This is a genomic window from Gandjariella thermophila, assembly GCF_005405885.1.
GTDB classification, from domain to species: Bacteria; Actinomycetota; Actinomycetes; order Mycobacteriales; family Pseudonocardiaceae; genus Gandjariella; species Gandjariella thermophila.
On the sequence record NZ_BJFL01000011.1, the window covers coordinates 97,420 to 112,880 of the forward strand.

At 74.1% G+C, this 15,461-nt stretch carries 15 protein-coding genes; 7 read left to right on the forward strand and 8 right to left on the reverse strand.

Features of this window, described 5'->3' with window-relative positions:
* The first annotated feature begins 22 nt into the window (after positions 1 to 22).
* Entirely contained in the window at positions 23 to 589 is a 567-nt protein-coding gene (locus tag FFT21_RS13300) for a GNAT family N-acetyltransferase (protein WP_225978370.1), read from the forward strand.
* 21 nt (positions 590 to 610) lie between these two features.
* Here FFT21_RS13300 and FFT21_RS13305 read toward each other — a convergent pair whose 3' ends face one another.
* The 3 genes from FFT21_RS13305 to FFT21_RS13315 form a co-directional block, all read right to left on the reverse strand.
* Positions 611 to 1,519, reverse strand: coding sequence for a helix-turn-helix domain-containing protein (locus FFT21_RS13305; RefSeq protein WP_137814153.1), 909 nt, complete (start codon positions 1,517 to 1,519; stop codon positions 611 to 613).
* 88 nt (positions 1,520 to 1,607) lie between these two features.
* A complete protein-coding gene (locus FFT21_RS13310) occupies positions 1,608 to 2,189 on the reverse strand; it encodes a TIGR03086 family metal-binding protein (RefSeq protein ID WP_137814154.1) in 582 nt (193 codons plus the stop codon).
* Positions 2,186 to 3,199 carry a sigma-70 family RNA polymerase sigma factor gene (locus tag FFT21_RS13315; protein WP_137814155.1) on the reverse strand — a complete coding sequence of 338 codons (1,014 nt, stop codon included), beginning with the start codon at positions 3,197 to 3,199 and terminating at the stop codon, positions 2,186 to 2,188. Before FFT21_RS13315 ends, FFT21_RS13310 begins: the two co-directional genes overlap by 4 nt.
* 234 nt (positions 3,200 to 3,433) lie before the next feature.
* Here FFT21_RS13315 and FFT21_RS13320 point away from each other — a divergent pair, with 234 nt between their 5' ends.
* Positions 3,434 to 5,125, forward strand: a complete 1,692-nt coding sequence (locus FFT21_RS13320) for a GGDEF domain-containing protein (protein WP_137814156.1) — start codon at positions 3,434 to 3,436, stop codon at positions 5,123 to 5,125.
* A gap of 62 nt (positions 5,126 to 5,187) precedes the next feature.
* On the opposite strand, the gene FFT21_RS13325 is transcribed toward FFT21_RS13320, so the two are convergent.
* The 3 genes from FFT21_RS13325 to FFT21_RS13335 form a co-directional block, all read right to left on the reverse strand.
* Positions 5,188 to 5,391 (reverse strand): cold-shock protein, encoded by a 204-nt coding sequence (locus FFT21_RS13325; RefSeq protein WP_137814157.1) that lies wholly within the window; start codon positions 5,389 to 5,391, stop codon positions 5,188 to 5,190.
* A 197-nt stretch (positions 5,392 to 5,588) separates the two neighbouring features.
* A complete protein-coding gene (locus FFT21_RS13330; protein WP_225978371.1) occupies positions 5,589 to 6,491 on the reverse strand; it encodes a spermidine synthase in 903 nt (300 codons plus the stop codon).
* 242 nt (positions 6,492 to 6,733) lie between these two features.
* The gene (locus tag FFT21_RS13335; RefSeq protein ID WP_137814158.1) at positions 6,734 to 7,135 is read right to left on the reverse strand and encodes a subtilase-type protease inhibitor; all 402 of its coding nucleotides are present in this window, start codon (positions 7,133 to 7,135) and stop codon (positions 6,734 to 6,736) included.
* 271 nt (positions 7,136 to 7,406) lie between these two features.
* Here FFT21_RS13335 and FFT21_RS13340 point away from each other — a divergent pair, with 271 nt between their 5' ends.
* From FFT21_RS13340 to FFT21_RS13350, 3 genes are all read left to right on the forward strand, one after another.
* The gene (locus FFT21_RS13340; RefSeq protein WP_137814159.1) at positions 7,407 to 7,949 is read left to right on the forward strand and encodes an RNA polymerase sigma factor; all 543 of its coding nucleotides are present in this window, start codon (positions 7,407 to 7,409) and stop codon (positions 7,947 to 7,949) included.
* Positions 7,950 to 8,130: 181 nt separating this feature from the next.
* Positions 8,131 to 8,715, forward strand: coding sequence for a helix-turn-helix domain-containing protein (locus FFT21_RS13345; RefSeq protein ID WP_137814160.1), 585 nt, complete (start codon positions 8,131 to 8,133; stop codon positions 8,713 to 8,715).
* 37 nt (positions 8,716 to 8,752) lie between these two features.
* Complete coding sequence (locus FFT21_RS13350) at positions 8,753 to 9,409, forward strand: RES family NAD+ phosphorylase (RefSeq protein WP_137814161.1); 657 nt, start codon at positions 8,753 to 8,755, stop codon at positions 9,407 to 9,409.
* On the opposite strand, the gene FFT21_RS13355 is transcribed toward FFT21_RS13350, so the two are convergent.
* Positions 9,391 to 9,948 (reverse strand): GNAT family N-acetyltransferase, encoded by a 558-nt coding sequence (locus tag FFT21_RS13355; protein WP_137814162.1) that lies wholly within the window; start codon positions 9,946 to 9,948, stop codon positions 9,391 to 9,393. The two genes, FFT21_RS13350 and FFT21_RS13355, sit on opposite strands and share 19 nt — an antisense overlap.
* A gap of 55 nt (positions 9,949 to 10,003) precedes the next feature.
* The gene (locus FFT21_RS13360; RefSeq protein ID WP_137814163.1) at positions 10,004 to 10,987 is read right to left on the reverse strand and encodes a TerC family protein; all 984 of its coding nucleotides are present in this window, start codon (positions 10,985 to 10,987) and stop codon (positions 10,004 to 10,006) included.
* 316 nt (positions 10,988 to 11,303) lie between these two features.
* Here FFT21_RS13360 and FFT21_RS13365 point away from each other — a divergent pair, with 316 nt between their 5' ends.
* Positions 11,304 to 14,351 carry an alpha/beta fold hydrolase gene (locus FFT21_RS13365; protein ID WP_137814164.1) on the forward strand — a complete coding sequence of 1,016 codons (3,048 nt, stop codon included), beginning with the start codon at positions 11,304 to 11,306 and terminating at the stop codon, positions 14,349 to 14,351.
* A 55-nt stretch (positions 14,352 to 14,406) separates the two neighbouring features.
* Positions 14,407 to 15,405, forward strand: coding sequence for an ABC transporter permease (locus tag FFT21_RS13370; RefSeq protein WP_371856792.1), 999 nt, complete (start codon positions 14,407 to 14,409; stop codon positions 15,403 to 15,405).
* The last annotated feature ends 56 nt before the right edge of the window (positions 15,406 to 15,461 follow it).

The window sequence follows — 15,461 nt, forward strand, 5'->3', positions numbered from 1 at the left end:
GGAAAACTGGTCGGATCGGCGGGTGGTGGAGACCGAGCGGTTGGTGCTGCGGCGGTTCACCGAGGCGGACGTGGACGATCTGGCCGCGCTGCACGGGGACCCGGCGGTGATGCGGTTCGTCGACGACGGCCGTCCGGTGCCGAGGTCCGTGGTCGAGCAAGAGACCCTGCCGGCGATCCTCCGCGAGTACGCCGAGTTGCCGGCTGGGCTGGGTTGCTGGGCGGCCGTCGAGAAGTCCACCGGCACATTCATCGGTTGGTTCTCGCTCCGGCCGGCGAGCAGCATCGGCCTTTCCGGCGGGATCGAACTCGGTTACCGGCTGCGGCCGGCCGCATGGGGCCGCGGCTATGCCACCGAGGGCGCGCGGGCGCTGGTCCGCCGCGCGTTCGACGAGCTGGGCCTCGACCGCGTGGTGGCCACCACGATGACCGTGAACACCGCCTCGCGCCGGGTGCTGGAGAACGCCGGGCTGACCCTGGTGCGCACCTTCTTCGCCGAGTGGCCGGAGTACCTGGCCGGCGCCGAGCAGGGGGATGTGGAGTACGCCCTGACCAGGATGGCCTGGCGAGCGCGGCAGGCCGGCCCCTGATCGGGAGGCCCCGGGTTGCGCTCAGGAGTGCGCGCGCAGCGCGGCGATCGTCCACTCGAACGCGGGGACGCCCGACGGAAACGGCGGCCAGCCGTTGAGGATGCCCAGCAGCTGCCAGTACCGCTCCACCCGGCGGTCGGTGAAGGTGGCCATCAGGTCGGCGAGCCGGACGCGCTCCTCCGCGGGCATGCCCGGGTCGACGATCCGGTGCAGGATCTCCCTGCCCTCCGCCGACTCGGGGGCGATGCCCGCGTCGACCGCCATGCCGGCGTGGTCCCGGACCGGCTTCGGGTCGTAGGTTTGGCCCTGCTCCCCCGCCTGCACGCCGGCCACGGCCATCTCCCGCGCCCGCGCGCGGAAGTCCTCGTCGCTCACCAGCTCCGCCAGCTCGATCCAGGCGTCCACCTGCTCCGGGGACGGGTCCGCCGGTAGTTCCGCCGGCATCCTCCGCATCGCGTGGGCGATGTGCGCGCCCGGCGCGTCCGGGTCGATGCCGTCGAACACCTCCCCGACGAACTCGTCGATGATCCGCTGCCGCTCCTCGGCGGACATGCGGGCCAGTTTGGTCATGAGTCTCATCTCCTCGGTCGTGCTGCCACGCCTGGCGACCGACCGCAGCACCGCACGGCGCAACTGCAGCGTGCGGATCTCCGCGTCCAGGGCGCACACGTGCGCCCTGGCCACGTCGCTCACCGTGACCTGGCGGGCCAGCACCCTGCGCACGGTGTCCAGGTCCAACCCCAGCTCGCGCAGCGTGCTGACCAGGTCCAGGCGGGCCACGGCCTCGGCGTCGTAGAGCCGGTACCCGCCCGCCGAGCGGCCGGTCGGCGCGACGACGCCGCTGTCCGACCAGAACCGGATCGTGCGCACCGGCAGCCCGGTACGGCGGGCGAGCTGGCCGATGGTGAACAGCTCGGTGTGGTCGCTCACGGGACCAACCTTCGACCTTCCAGCGACTGGAGACTCAAGCCGATTGTCCGCCGCGGCGACGCGGTAGCCGGGTGTGCGGCCGTGCCGGTCAGGGCCGCCGGCCGAGGAAGGCGACCAGCCGGTCCGCCGGGCGCGCCAGTGGCGGCACGTCGACCGGCGGGTCGAACCGTCCCGGCCGGTCGGCGTCGCCGACCAGCAGCGGGGCCAGTTCCAGCAGCCGCGCACCGAGATCGTCGGGGATGGGCCGGCGCTGCCCGCAGGCGCGGGCGACGTCCCAGCCGTGCACCGCGACCTCGATGGCGCCCGCGCCGGTGACCAGGCCGGTGGTGACCGGGGCGCCGGCCACCGCGACCAGGTCGTGGCCGCCGGCGCCGGTGCACGCGCCGAGCAGCCGGCGCGCCCGGTCGCGCACCGCGGCCACCGGGTCGGCTTCCGGGTCGGCGGCGGTCGCGTCCAGGCCGACCCATCCGGCGGCGACGGCCTCGTGCAGCGCCTCGATGGAGTCGCCGAGGTGGGCCAGCAGCGCGCGGACGTCCCAGTCCCGGCACGGCGTCTCCCGGTTCATCGCGTCCGGGGTGACCAGGCGCACGCTGCCCAGGGTGTAGTTGACGGCGCGTTCCAGCAGCGCGAGGCCCCCGATGATGGCCGCCGGCACGCAGGGCTCGGTCATGGGCCGTCCGCGACCGCGGGCCCTGCCGGCAGCGTGTCCGGCAGGCCGAAGGCGTTGAACAGGCGCACGTCGAAGAAGCAGGCGACGTGCCCGATGCCGCCGCCGGTGAGGGTCAGCACGTGCAGCGCGAACGCCCGGTGCACGCCGTCGGCACGGTCCCGCATGTACATGGCGAACGCGGGCTGGCCGTTCGCCTCCGCCGGAACCAGCCGCATGTCGCCCGGCCCCTCCGCCGGGCACTGCGCCTTGACGAGCCGGCCGATGTTCTCCGCGCCCCGGTACCAGGAGGTGAACGGCGGCATCTCCCAGACGGCGTCCTCGGTGAACAGCTTCACCAGGCCGGCGATGTCGTACTCCTCGAACGCCGCGACATAGCGGTCCAGCAACTCGCGCTGGCCGGGTTCGGTGGGTTCGACGATCTCGTCCTCGCTCGGCGACACCTCGGCGAGTTGCGCCCTGGCCCGCTGCAGGATGCTGTTCACCGCGACGGTCGTGGTGTCCAGCGCCTCGGCCACCTCGGCGGCCCGCCACCTCAGCACGTCCCGCAGGATCAGCACGGCCCGCTGGCGCGGCGGGAGGTGCTGCAACGCGGCGATCAGCGCCAGCCGCAGGCTCTCCCGGGAGGTGACGATCGCGGCCGGGTCGCTCTGCTCGGCGCCGACCATCGCGTCCGGGATGGGCTCCAGCCACGGCACCTCGGGCCGCTCCACCAGCGTGTCGGTGGGGTCGGCGCTCGGCTCGCCCAGACCGGTGGGCAGCGGCCGCCGGCCCCGGTCCTCCAGCGCGGTCAGGCACGCCCGGGTGGCGATCCGGTGCAGCCAGGTGCGCAGCGACGACCGGCCCTCGAACTTGTCGTAGGCGCGCCACGCGCGCAGGTAGGTCTCCTGGACCAGGTCCTCGGCGTCGTGCACCGAGCCCAGCATGCGGTAGCAGTGCGCCAGGAGCTCGCGCCGGTAGGGGTCGGCGAGGCGGAGGAAGTCCTCGTCGACCGGATGGTCTGCGGTCGTCACGGCGGTGCGCTCCTCCCCTGCCCGCGCCGGCGGCGCACCGGCGGTGCGCGATCGGGCGTGCGCGGGCGTCCCGGTGGATGCTCTCGCCGGAATGGACCCGGCGCGAGTCCGGAATTCATCGCTGCTCGGCGCGGGAACGTTTCCGGACGGCTACCGCCACCAGCGGTACCGGCCGGTTCCGCGCGGATTCGCTTTCGGGGCGGGGAGAGGCCGTTCCGTGCCACAATGCTCTCCGTGTCCAGGGGATCGCCGTCCGGCGCCGGAGGGACGCCCGTGCGCGTGCCCGGCCCGGTCGGCGAGCCCGCGCGCGGCGAACCCAGCGACCTGACCGAGGCCAGCGACGACTGGTTACTCTCCCGGTCCCGCGAGCTGGTCCGCGCCGCCCAGTTCGGTCCGCTGGAGCAGCAGGTCGATGCGGCGGCCGAGATGCTCGATCTGCTGGCCGAGGCCCGCCGCCGGGGACCGAATCCCACCTTCCTCACCTTGCTGAGCAGCACGGTGAGCACCTTCGTCGCGTCGGCCGGCACCGGCCATCGCGCGGACGGGCTGCTCGAGGAGTTGCTGCGGCACGCACGCCAGCGCGGCCTGTGGTTGCACGAGGCCGCCGGCCGCGCCTACCTGGCGCGGCAGGCGCTGTTCGCCGGGCGGGAGGACGACGCCCTGACCCACGCCGCCACCGCGATGGCCATCCTCGACGCAGGCGGCGAACCCTACCCCGGGTTCACCCCCGACGCCTGGCTCCGGACGCTGATCTCCACGCTGAACGCCATCGGGCTGGTGCTCGCCCAGCTCGGCCTGTTCGAGCAGGCGGACGAGTTCGTGGCGCGGGCCGCCCGGCTGGACCGCGACGTCGGCCAGCCCGGCGGCGCCGTCATCCTGCTGATCAACCGGGTGCGCGTGCTGCTCGGCTGGGCGCTGCACCTGGAGCGCGCGGGCCGTCACGCCGAGGGGGCCGAGAAGTTCGCCGCCGCCGCGGCGACCACCGGCGCGATCGAGGCGCCGTGGTCGCAGTTCGAGCACCCGGGACGGGACCGCCCGCCGGCCGAGGTCGACCCCATGGTCGGGGCCGCGCACGCGCTGGCCGATCCGCATCCGGGGCACCGGGACCGGCTGTACCGGCTGCTGGACGGCGCCCTCTACGCGCGCGAGCAGATCGTCGTGGCGATCGCGCTGGCCCGGTGCTGGATGTCCGAGAACCGCCCGGACGAGGCGGCGCGGGTGCTTCGCCGGGTGAGCCGGCGGCTGGTCGGCAACGCCTCGGAGCCCGCGCTGGCGCTGTCCCTGGCACACGAGTTGGCCACGGTGTCCCAGGCCGGGCAGAGCCGGCGTGACTACGCCGACGCCCTGGAGGCCGAGCTGTGGGCGCTGCACGAGGCGCGGGTGGCCACGGTACGCGCCCGGGTGGAACACGCCCGCCTGGACCGCCGGCACCGGGACGCCGCCCGGCTGGCCCGGCAGGACCCGCTGACCAGGCTGCCGAACCGGCGGGCGCTGGCCGAGGCGATCGCGGCGACCGGCGCCGAGCCCGGCTGGACACCGGCCGCGGTCGCCCTGGTCGACCTGGACGGGTTCAAGCGCGTCAACGACGGCGGGTCGCACGCCCGGGGCGACGAGGTGCTGCGCGCGGTCGCCGCCACCCTGCGCGAGGCGATGCGCGCGGACGACCTGGTGGCCCGGTACGGCGGCGACGAGTTCGTGGTGCTGCTGCGCCGCACCGCGCCGGCCGCGGCGCGGGCGGCGATGCGCCGGGCGGTGCGGGCGGTGGCCGCGTTACCCCTCGCCCGGGAGCACGGGATCACCGCGTCGGTTGGGCTGACCCGGCTGCGGGCCGAGGACTCGGTGGAGGCCGCGCTGCGCCGCGCGGACGCCGCGATGTACCTGGCCAAGCGGGGCGGCGGCAACCAGGTGCGGATGGCCGGGGACTGACCGTCCACATGCCGGTGGCCCCGACTCCGCGGAGCCGGGGCCACCCGATGCGGGTTCGCGACTCAGAGAGCGCGCACGGACTGGGCCTGGGGGCCCTTGGCGCCCTGGCCGACCTCGAACTCCACCCGCTGGTTCTCGTCCAGGGAGCGGAAGCCGCCGCCCTGGATCGCCGAGTAGTGCACGAACACGTCGGCGCCACCCTCGTCGGGGGAGATGAAGCCGAAGCCCTTCTCCGAGTTGAACCACTTCACCGTGCCCTGCGCCATCACTGTCTCCTCAACAGACGCCAGGTTCGAGGGCCACGGGCGTGACCCTCGGGCCGGATGTCGGACCGTACTTCTCCGGATAGGCGTCTGGAGGAAAGCAACGACCAAACAACAACACTCTCGGGCCGGCCACCGGGCGGTGACGTCGCCCCGAAAAACGACCACGACCAGTTTACCGCCGCGCCGGCGTTCGGCCGTCAACAGGTGCGCAGACCCACCGGGAAGGTGCGCGGCGGGGGCGTGCTGGACGGCACGGCGGTGGCGTCCGACACCGGGTGCGCCCCGCCGGTGAACGCGTCGAGGTCGGCGCCGTGCACCAGGCGGGCGGGGAACGGATCACCGGCGGCCAGCCGGGTCAGCTCGGCCATCGGCAGCGGCCGGTGGCCGGCCACCAGCACCAGGTTGCCGAACCGCCGGCCGCGCAGCACCGGGGCGTCGGCGAGCAGGCAGACGTGCGGGAACACCGCCCGGATGGTGGCCGCCTGGGCGCGGGCGAAGGTCAGCGGCGGGCCGTCCGCGATGTTCAGCGCGTACCGGCCGCCCGGGGCGAGCACCCCGGACACCTGCTCCGCGCACTCCACCGAGGTCAGGTGGGCCGGCACCAGGGCTCCGGCGAAGACGTCCCCAACGACCAGGTCGAACCGGCCGTCCGGATAGCGGGCCAGCGCCTCCCTGGCGTCGGAGACCCGTACCCGGACCCGCATGGTGCGCGGCCACGGCAACTCCCGCCGGATCAGCTCGGCCAGCCGGCCGTCCACCTCGACGACCTGCTGCCAGGAGCCGGGACGGGTGGCGGCGACGTAGCGGGGCAGGGTGAGCGCGCCACCGCCGAGGTGCAGCACGCGCAGCGGCTGGCCGGGCCCGCCGGCCAGATCGACCAGGTGGGCGATCCGCCGCAGGTACTCGTACTCGAGGTAGGTGGGCTCCGCCAGGTCGACGTGGGACTGCGGGGAGCCGTCCAGCAGCAGCGTCCAGCCGCCGGGACGGTCGCGGTCCGGCACGAGCTCGGCGATCCCGGTGTCCACCGGCTCGCGGACCACCCGGGACGGCCGGCCGGACCGCCGCGACGGTTTCCGCTGTCGGCCTCGTGCACCCGCCACCTGTCGAGTATCCCCGACCGGTGGGTGGCTGCGGCTCCCGCCCGCTGACATCGCGCTGAGCCGGCGCCGAGCGGGGCCCGACCGGGCCGCGACCGCGCCCCGACCGCCTCGTGTCGTGCGGACCACGCCGCCGGGAGCCGCGCTCACCCACCGTCACCGCGCCGGAGAAGGAAGGGCGGGCCGGCGTGGCCCCTGCCACCACGCCGGCCCGCCCTGGTCTGTGACGGGTTGGCTCGAGCCGATCAGAAGCGGAATACCGAGCCCGTTCGGGTGAGCATCACGCAGTCGTTCGGGTAGGTCTGCTGGAATCTGACGGGCCGGCCGAGCCAGTACCCCTCAGCGGTCGCGGTCACCGGCCGGTAGATGAACGGGCACGGCCGGGGCTGGCTGCGCAACTCGCCCGGGTCGCCGTGCACCGCGTCCAGCTCGGCACACGCCTGCGCGGCGTACGGGTGGTCGCCGCCGGTCGGGCTGCACCGCAGCACCCGGTGCCGCGCGGGCTGCTGGCTCGGCGCGACGGTGAGCACCAGGACCGAGTCGCGGGCCGGCTCGGTCGGTGCCGGGGCCGCGGCAGCGCTCGGGGTGGCCAGCACGGCCGCGGTGGCGGCCACCGCGAAGGCGATGAGGAGCCGGAGACGGCTCATGGGGGTATCCCTCCTCGGACATTGACGACGGTTCGCGGGTCTCGCGATCCAGTAGCCGTACGGATGGGTCCGCCCCAGCCTGACGCGGCTTCACTCGTCCGGACCAGGACGACTGGTTAACACCCCCGTTACGTGACGTTGCTAACCGGACTCGCAGGGTGCACCCCGCCGGCCCAACCCGTACACAGGGTGACCGCGAGCGGAGGTGGACGAAGATTTTCCGTCTATTTCCACAAATTGAAGCAATATTTCCGTCGGTGAGGGAGCCGTCATGCAACGCCAGCCAGGCGGGAGCCATGCCCTGGAGGCACCGGCCGGCCTGTGGGAGGAGTACCTGAACGTCCGCGCCCACCTACTGAGGGTTGCCGTCCGGCACGCCGGCACACCCGCGCAGGCGGAGGACATCGTGCACGACGCGCTGATCCGCGCGGCCGAGTTCGGGGATCTGGACCTGGCGCGGCTGCGGCCGTTCCTGGTCGCCGTGGTCAAGCGGCTGTGCGCGGACGAGGCCCGCCGCAGCAGTACGGCCCGCCGGGTGCTCACCCACACCCGGCTGCGCCCCGACCCGGCCGGCGATCCCGCGGACCGGGCCTGCGACCGCGCCGAGGCCGACTGGGTGGCGGCACGATGCGCGACGCTGTCGGCCTACGAGCGGTCCCTGCTCTCGCTGGCCGCGGAGGGCATGTCCGCCCCCGACATCGCCAGGCGGCTGGGCACCACCGCCGCGGCGACCCAGTCGGCGATGTACCGGATCCGGGCGAAGATCAGAACCTGGCTGGGCGTCGACCCGCGGGTCGGCCGGCTCCGCCGCTGACCGGCCCCGCCCCGGGCCACCGTTCACCCACCCGGCCGGTCCGGCGAACCCGACGCTCGGCCGGTGTGCCGCCTCGCACGGATCACCTACCGTGGTGGTCCGTGCGCGATCAGTGGATCTGTCCGGTGACTTCGTCCACAACGGACCGCACGAAACCGCACGCGCGGGATACCCTGTGCGCATGAACCTCGCGTTGGAGACCGTGCTGGCGAAGGCCGGCCTGCGGGTCACCGCCACCGAGTTCCTGTCGCTCGTCGAGGACGCGGCACGGCGGCTGGCCCCACCGCACCCGGAGCCGGCCGCGTACTTCACACCGGACCAGCGCGAGGCACTGGCCGAGGTCGGTCTCGATCTCGCGCCGCGCCGGGAGACCGACGCCGACCCGCGCGCCCGGGCGGTCGCCGCGCAGGCGGTGCTGCGGGACTCCGCGCTGACCGTCGGCGAGGTCGCCCGGCGGCTGTCGGTGGACCCGAGCCGCATCCGGCACCGCATCGCCGCCGGCCGGCTGGTCGGGTGGAAGGAGCGCGGCGGGTGGCGGCTGCCGTCCTGGCAGTTCACCGACGACGCGGTGCTGCCCGGCCTGGAACTGGTGCTCGCCGCCCTGCCGGGTGACCAGCCGCACCTCGTGGTGGCCGCGTTCATGACCAACCCGCAGGAGGACCTGCCGATCGCCGGCACGCCCACCTCGCCGAGAGACTGGCTGCTCGCCGGTGGCGATCCGCGGCGCGTCGCGGCCCTGGCGTCGATGATCGGCACCCCGGTCTGATCCGGCAGGCGAGCGCTCCCAGGACGACTGGACCCGTATGGCACGGCTTCCCCAGCCGCCGGCACCCGCTGCACTGCAAGCCCTGCTGCGTCGCGCCGAGGACGTGGTCGCGGTGCACCGCGCGACCCGGCTGGTGCGGATCTTCACGCAGAGCGGCCGCCACCCCCAGCGCTGGAACACCTTCCGGTACACCGGCCCGCTGCCGCACGCCCGGTTCGACCCGCACCCGCCGGGGCCGGACGGCGAACCCGTGCCCAGCCCCGAGCACGGCGTGCTCTACTTCGGCCTGTCGGTGCGCACCAGCGTGGCCGAGGTGTACCAGGCGACGTCCACGGTGGACCGGCGGACCCGTGGCCCCCACCTGGTGGTGCTGCGCCCCCGGCGCACCCTGCGGCTGCTCGACCTGGCGGGGCTGTGGCCGACCAGGGCGGGGGCCTCGCAGGCGCTGAGCAGCGGCCCCAAGGACGTGACCCAGGCGTGGGCGCGGGCGATCCGTGCGGCCTACCCGGAACTGGATGGGCTGTGGTACCGGTCCTCGATGGACGCCGGCGACCCGGCGATCTGCCTGTGGGACCCGCCGGCGGCCAGCGCCCTGCCGGACACCCCGGACGTGCTGCTGCCGCTCGACCACCCCGGCCTGGACCTGCCGCTGGGCCGGATCTGCGAGGAACTCAACTACACGCTGCTCGCGTAACGGCTTCGGGTGGCGGGCAGGAACCGCGCGTAGCGCACCTCGGGCAGTTGCGCCTCGCCGGCCTCGTACTGCTTGCTGCCGCCGTCCGCGCGCCAGCCGCGGCTGCGGTAGAAGCGCCGCGCCGACGTGTTCGCCTCGAGCACCCACAGCACCGCGTACCGGAAACCCTGCTCGGCGAGGTGCCACACACCGGCGTCGTGCACCGCGCGCCCGGCGCCGGTGCCCAGGTTGGGCGGGTCGACGTAGATCGCGCACAGCTCCCCGGTGGGCAGGTCGGCGTGCCGGTCGCCCTCCTCCCGCACCGCGTCCACACCGCAGTAGGCACCGATCCGGCCGGTGGCGTCCACGGCGACGAACACCGCGGCGGGTGCCGGCAGGGCGAGCCAGCGCCGCCAGCCAGGCACCCGGCTCTCCGGCAACATGCGGTCCAGCACCGCGTCCGGGACGATCCCCCGGTAGGCGTGCCGCCAGGACGCCACGTTGATCCTGGCGATCTCCTCGGCGTCGGCCGCACCGGCCCGCCGCACCGTCCACGACATGACCGCAGGGTGACCCAGCGCGCCGCGCCGGGCCACGCATTTTCCGCTCCGCCGGTCAGGCCCGGGTGTCCGGCGAGCAGCGCGCCTTCAGCAGGCTGGCGACCGTGGTGAGGGCGAGCACGGTGAGGATCACCGCCAGCGACCACTCGATGCTGATGGTGGGCACCGGAATGGGTTCGCCGCTGTTGACGAACGGCAGGGAGTTCGCGTGCAACGCCTCCAGGATCAGCTTCACGCCGATGAACGCCAGAATGACCGCCAGCCCGATCGGCAGGTAGATCAACTTGTTCAGCAACCCGCCGATGAGGAAGTACAACTGGCGGAGCCCCATCAGCGCGAACGCGTTCGCGGTGAACACCAGAAACGGTTCCTTGGTCAGCCCGAAAATGGCCGGAATGGAATCCACGGCGAACAGCAGGTCGGTGGTCGCGATGGCCACCATCACGATGAACATCGGGGTCAGCATCCGCCGGCCGCCGACCCTGGTCAGCCAGCGTGCGCCGTGGTAGCGGTCGGTGACGGGCAACACCTTCCGCAGCGCCCGCAGGACCGCGTTCTCCTGGTACTCCTCGTCCCCGTCGGGCAGCCCGGACCGGGCCAGCTTGTAGGCCCCGTACACGAGAAAAGCGCCGAACAGATAGAACACGGCGCTGAACTTCCCGATGACGAACGCTCCCGCGGCGATGAACACCCCGCGCAACACCAGCGCGAGCAGAATGCCGACGAGCAACACCTTGTGCTGGTGTATCGGCGGGACCGCGAACGCGGACATGATCACCACCAGCACGAAGAGGTTGTCCACGCTCAGCGAGTACTCGGTGATGTAGCCGGCGAAGAACTCACCCGAGTAGCGACCGCCCCACACCACCCAGACCACCGCGCCGAACGCCAGCGCGCAGCAGACGTAGAACAGCACCCAGCTGGCCGCCTCGCGGACGGTCACCCGGTGCGGCACGCGGTCGACGATCACCAGGTCGAGGGCCAGCAGCGCCAGCAGACCGGCGATCGTGACCAACCAGACCCACAGCGGCACGTTCATGCCGGCCGCTCCACGCGCCCGCGCACCCGGGCATGACAGACCCGAACACCGCGACTCGACGCAGGAGTAACCATCAGGAACCTCCGGTCTCAGGCATGCACCGATGACCGGAGGTCTCTTCCGCCGGCGGGCCGCCGACCGACGGCACCGGGGACCCTACGCCGCGTCCCGTGCTGACGATGCCGTCGCTGGGGAATACTCCCCTCCAACATCACACATTGTGGCGCACCACCGAGCGACATGCCATGCCGGGGTCGCCCCACCGCGCCGAAGCCGCCGATCGCCGGCCGGTGTTGGTGCTTCCGGACACCGAATCATGCCGCCGGCGCCACGCTCTCAGCTCGGTTCGCATACCGTCGCGTACGTGCCCCCGCTGCCACGTTCCCGTCGCAGGTGGTCCCTGCTGTCCCTGATCGCGGTGCTCGCCGTGGTCGGCGGCCTGGTGCTGTGGTCCCGCGCCGACCGGCCGCCGCCGGCCGTGCACAGCAGGGACGCGGTGGTCGACGTGGTCGACGGCCCCGCCCAGGACCAGCACGTCCAGTTGCGGACCACGCTGTTCCTGCCGCAACACACACCGGCACCGGCGATCATCGTGGCCCACGGGTTCGGCGGCACCAAGGACAGCGTCGCGGACCAGGCTCGCGAGTTGGCCAGCCGCGGTTTCGTGGTGCTCACCTACACCGCCAGGGGATTCGGGAACAGCACCGGCCAGATCGGGCTGAACTCGCCGGACTACGAGGTCAGCGACGCCAGGCAGCTCGTCGACTGGTTGGCCCGGCAGCCCGAGGTGCTCATGGACGGGCCCAACGACCCGAGGGTGGGCGTGACCGGCGGCTCCTACGGCGGCGCGCTGGCGCTGCTGCTCGCCGGGACGGACCGGCGGGTGGACACGATCGCCCCGGTGATCACCTACAACGACCTGTCCCAGGCGCTGCTGCCGAACGCGGCGGCCGCCGGCACCCCGGCCGCCGGCACCCCGGCCGCCGGCGCGTTCGGCCCGGACGGCGTGTTCAAGCGGACCTGGGCGGGCCTGCTGTTCTCCGCCGGGCTGGGCGGCGGCAGCGAGCCCAGCGGCGAGGCCCCGGAGCGGGGCACCGCCGGTAACTCCTCGGACTCCTCCCGGGGCGGCACGGGCAGCGGCACCGGCGGCGGGTTCGGCGGATCGGGCGGCAGCGGCGGCGGCTCGTCGTCCTCGACGTCGGCCTCCGCGGGCGGGTCGTCGGCCTCCGGCGGGCCGGCCAGCGGTGCCGCGGCCGGCTCCTCGGCGGCCGAGCCCGGCGGGTCCGGCCCACCCGGCGCGGGCCAACCCACCGGCGGATCGATCGCCGCCGGAATGTGCGGGCGGTTCCTGCCCGAGGTGTGCCGCGCCTACATCGAGGTGGCCACCACCGGCCGGGCCAGCCAGCAGACCGTGGACCTGCTGCGCCGTGACTCACCCGTGTCGGTCACCGACCGGATCACCGTGCCCACCCTGCTGGTCCAGGGCGAGCAGGACACCCTGTTCGGGCTGGACCAGGCGGACGCCAACGCCCGGCAGATCACCAGGGCCGGCGGCAAGGTCAAGATGGTCTGGTACACCGGTGGGCACGACGGCGGCAACCCCGGCCCCGAGCTGCGCGGCGAGATCGCCGACTGGTTCGACTTCCACCTCGCCCACCGCGGCGCCGACCCGGGCACCGGATTCGAGTACGCCGTGCAGGGCGCGTTCCGCAACAGCGGCAGCCCCTCGGTGCGCACCGTGACCGCCGCCGGCTACCCGGGCCTGATCGGCGGTGGCACCAGCCGCACACCGCTGCGGCTCAGCGGCGGCCAGCAGACCGTGCTGGCCCCGCCCGGTGGCAGTCCCGCGTCGATCAGCGGCCTGCCCGGTTCCGGCTCGGCGCTCAGCCGCGCCTCGTCGGTGGCCGGTGGACTCGCCGCCGACCCACCCGGGGAGGCGGCCCGGTTCACCACCGTGCCGCTGGACGCGCAGCTGCTCGTCGCCGGATCGCCCACGGTGCGGCTGCGGGTCGCCGCGCCACCCGGCCAGTCGCTGCCGGACGGCGCGGTGCTGTTCGCCAAGCTCTACGACGTCGGCCCGGACGGCGCCCGGGTGCTGCCCGGCTCGGCGGTGGCGCCGATGCGGCTCACCAACCTGCCCGCGGACGGCAGCCCGGTCGACGTCACCGTGACCCTGCCGGGCATCGTGCGGCCGGTCGAGGCCGGTCACCGGCTGCAACTCGTGGTGAGCAGCACCGACCAGGCTTACGCGAACCTGGTGCAGCCCGCGGTGCTCACCGTGGCCCTGGCCGGCGACGGCGGGCTGGCGGTGCCCACCGTGCCCGGCGGCCGCAGCGTCGGCTCGACGGTGCCCACCGGGCCGCTGCTGGGCATCGCCGCGGTGCTCGCGCTGTGCCTGCTCGCGGCGCTGGCCGCGGCGGTGCGGCGCCGGCGGGGCGCCGACCACGACCCGGAACTGGCCGATGTGCCGCTGGTGATCAGCGGGCTGACCAAGTCCTACCCCGGCGGGGTCACCGCGGTGGAGGACCTGTCCTTCCGGGTCGAGCGAGGCCAGGTGCTCGGCCTGCTCGGCCCGAACGGCGCCGGCAAGACCACCACGCTGCGCATGCTCATGGGCCTGGTGCGGCCCACCACGGGCGAGATCAGGGTGTTCGGGCACGCGGTGCACGCCGGCTCACCGGTGCTCTCCCGGGTCGGCTCGTTCGTGGAGGGCGCCGGGTTCCTGCCGCACCTCTCCGGCGCGGCGAACCTGCGGCTGTACTGGGCCGCGACCGGGCGGCCGGCCGAGGAAGCGCACGTCGCGGAGGCACTGGAGATCGCCGGGCTGGGTGACGCGGTGCGCCGCCGGGTCGGCACCTACAGCCAGGGCATGCGGCAGCGCCTGGCCATCGCGCAGGCCATGCTCGGCCTCCCGGACCTGCTCGTGCTGGACGAGCCCACCAACGGCCTTGACCCGCCGCAGATCCACCAGATGCGCGACGTACTGCGCCGCTACGCGGCCACCGGGCGGACCGTGCTGGTGTCCAGCCACCTGCTCGCCGAGGTCGAGCAGACCTGCACGCACGTGGTGGTCATGCACCGCGGGCGGCTGGTCGCCGAGGGCGAGGTGGCGCAGATCGTGGCCGGCGGCGGCGAGGCCACCTTCCTGGTGGACCAGCCGGCGCGCGCGGCCGAGGTGCTCCGCGGCCTGGACGGCGTCGAGGCGGTGGTGGCCGACCACGTGGTGCACGCCGATCTCGGCGGGCTGCCCCGCTCCGCGGCGGTGGCCACGCTCGTGGAGGCCGGCGTGGCGGTCGAGCAGGCCGGACCGCGGCGCCGGCTGGAGGACGCCTTCCTGCAACTCGTGGGAGAGGAGACCCCGTGATGGGTGGCACATGGCGCGACCACGGCGCGCCCGCCGGCGAGCGCAAGGAGAGCCCGTGAGCACCGGCAACGGTCGACGGCCGGGGAAGGTCACCGCGGTGCGGGTGCCGGCGGCGGCCCGCACCGGCGAGGCCGAGCACGACGTGCACACCGATCCGGCGGCGGTGGCCGATCTGGTGGCCGCCGCCGAGCGGGAACGGGCCGAGGTCGGCGCGGACGGAGCCACGGTGGGTTACCACGCCGGCCGCACGCTGCGGCTGCGCGTCGAACTCAGCCGGCAGCTTCGGCGCCGCCGCACCCAGATCGCGCTGGGCTTCCTGGCCGTGCTGCCGTTCCTGCTGCTGCTCGCGTTCACCCTTGGCTCCAACTCGCCGAACCGGCGCTCCGGTGGCCTGGTCGACCTGGCCACCGCCAGCGGGCTCAACTTCGTGGTGTTCGCGCTGTTCGCCTCGGCGAACTTCCTGCTGGTCGTGGTGGTGGCGCTGTTCTTCGGAGACACGGTGGCCAGCGAGGCGTCCTGGTCCAGCCTGAAGTACCTGCTGGCGATCCCGGTGCCGAGGGTGCGGCTGCTGGGCCAGAAGGCGGTGGTGTCCGCGCTGCTGTCGGTGCTCGGCCTGGTGCTGCTGCCCGCGGTGGCGCTGACCGTGGGCGTGGCCGCGTACGGCGCCGGCGAGATGGTCACCCCGACCGGGGACGCGCTGCCGTTCGGCACCGGGGTGCTGCGGGTCGCCCTGGCGGCCGCATACCTGGCGATCCACCTCAGCTGGGTGGCCGCGCTCGGGCTGCTGTTCACCGTGTCCACCGACACCCCGCTCGGCGCGGTGGGGGGTGTGGTGCTGGTGTCGATCCTGTCCCAGATTCTCGACTCGATCACCGCGCTGGGCGGCCTGCGCGACTACCTGCCCACGCATTACGCGCTGGCGTGGTCGGACCTGCTCGGCTCGGACGTCGACTGGGGCGACATGACCAGGGGCACCTTCTCCGCGCTGGTCTACGCCGCGGTGTTCGCCGTGCTCGCGCTCCGCCGGTTCGCCACCAAGGACATCACCAGCTGACGCGGTGCCTGCGGGCCTGCGGCCTCCCCCGGGATCAGAGCGGATGGCGAGCATGT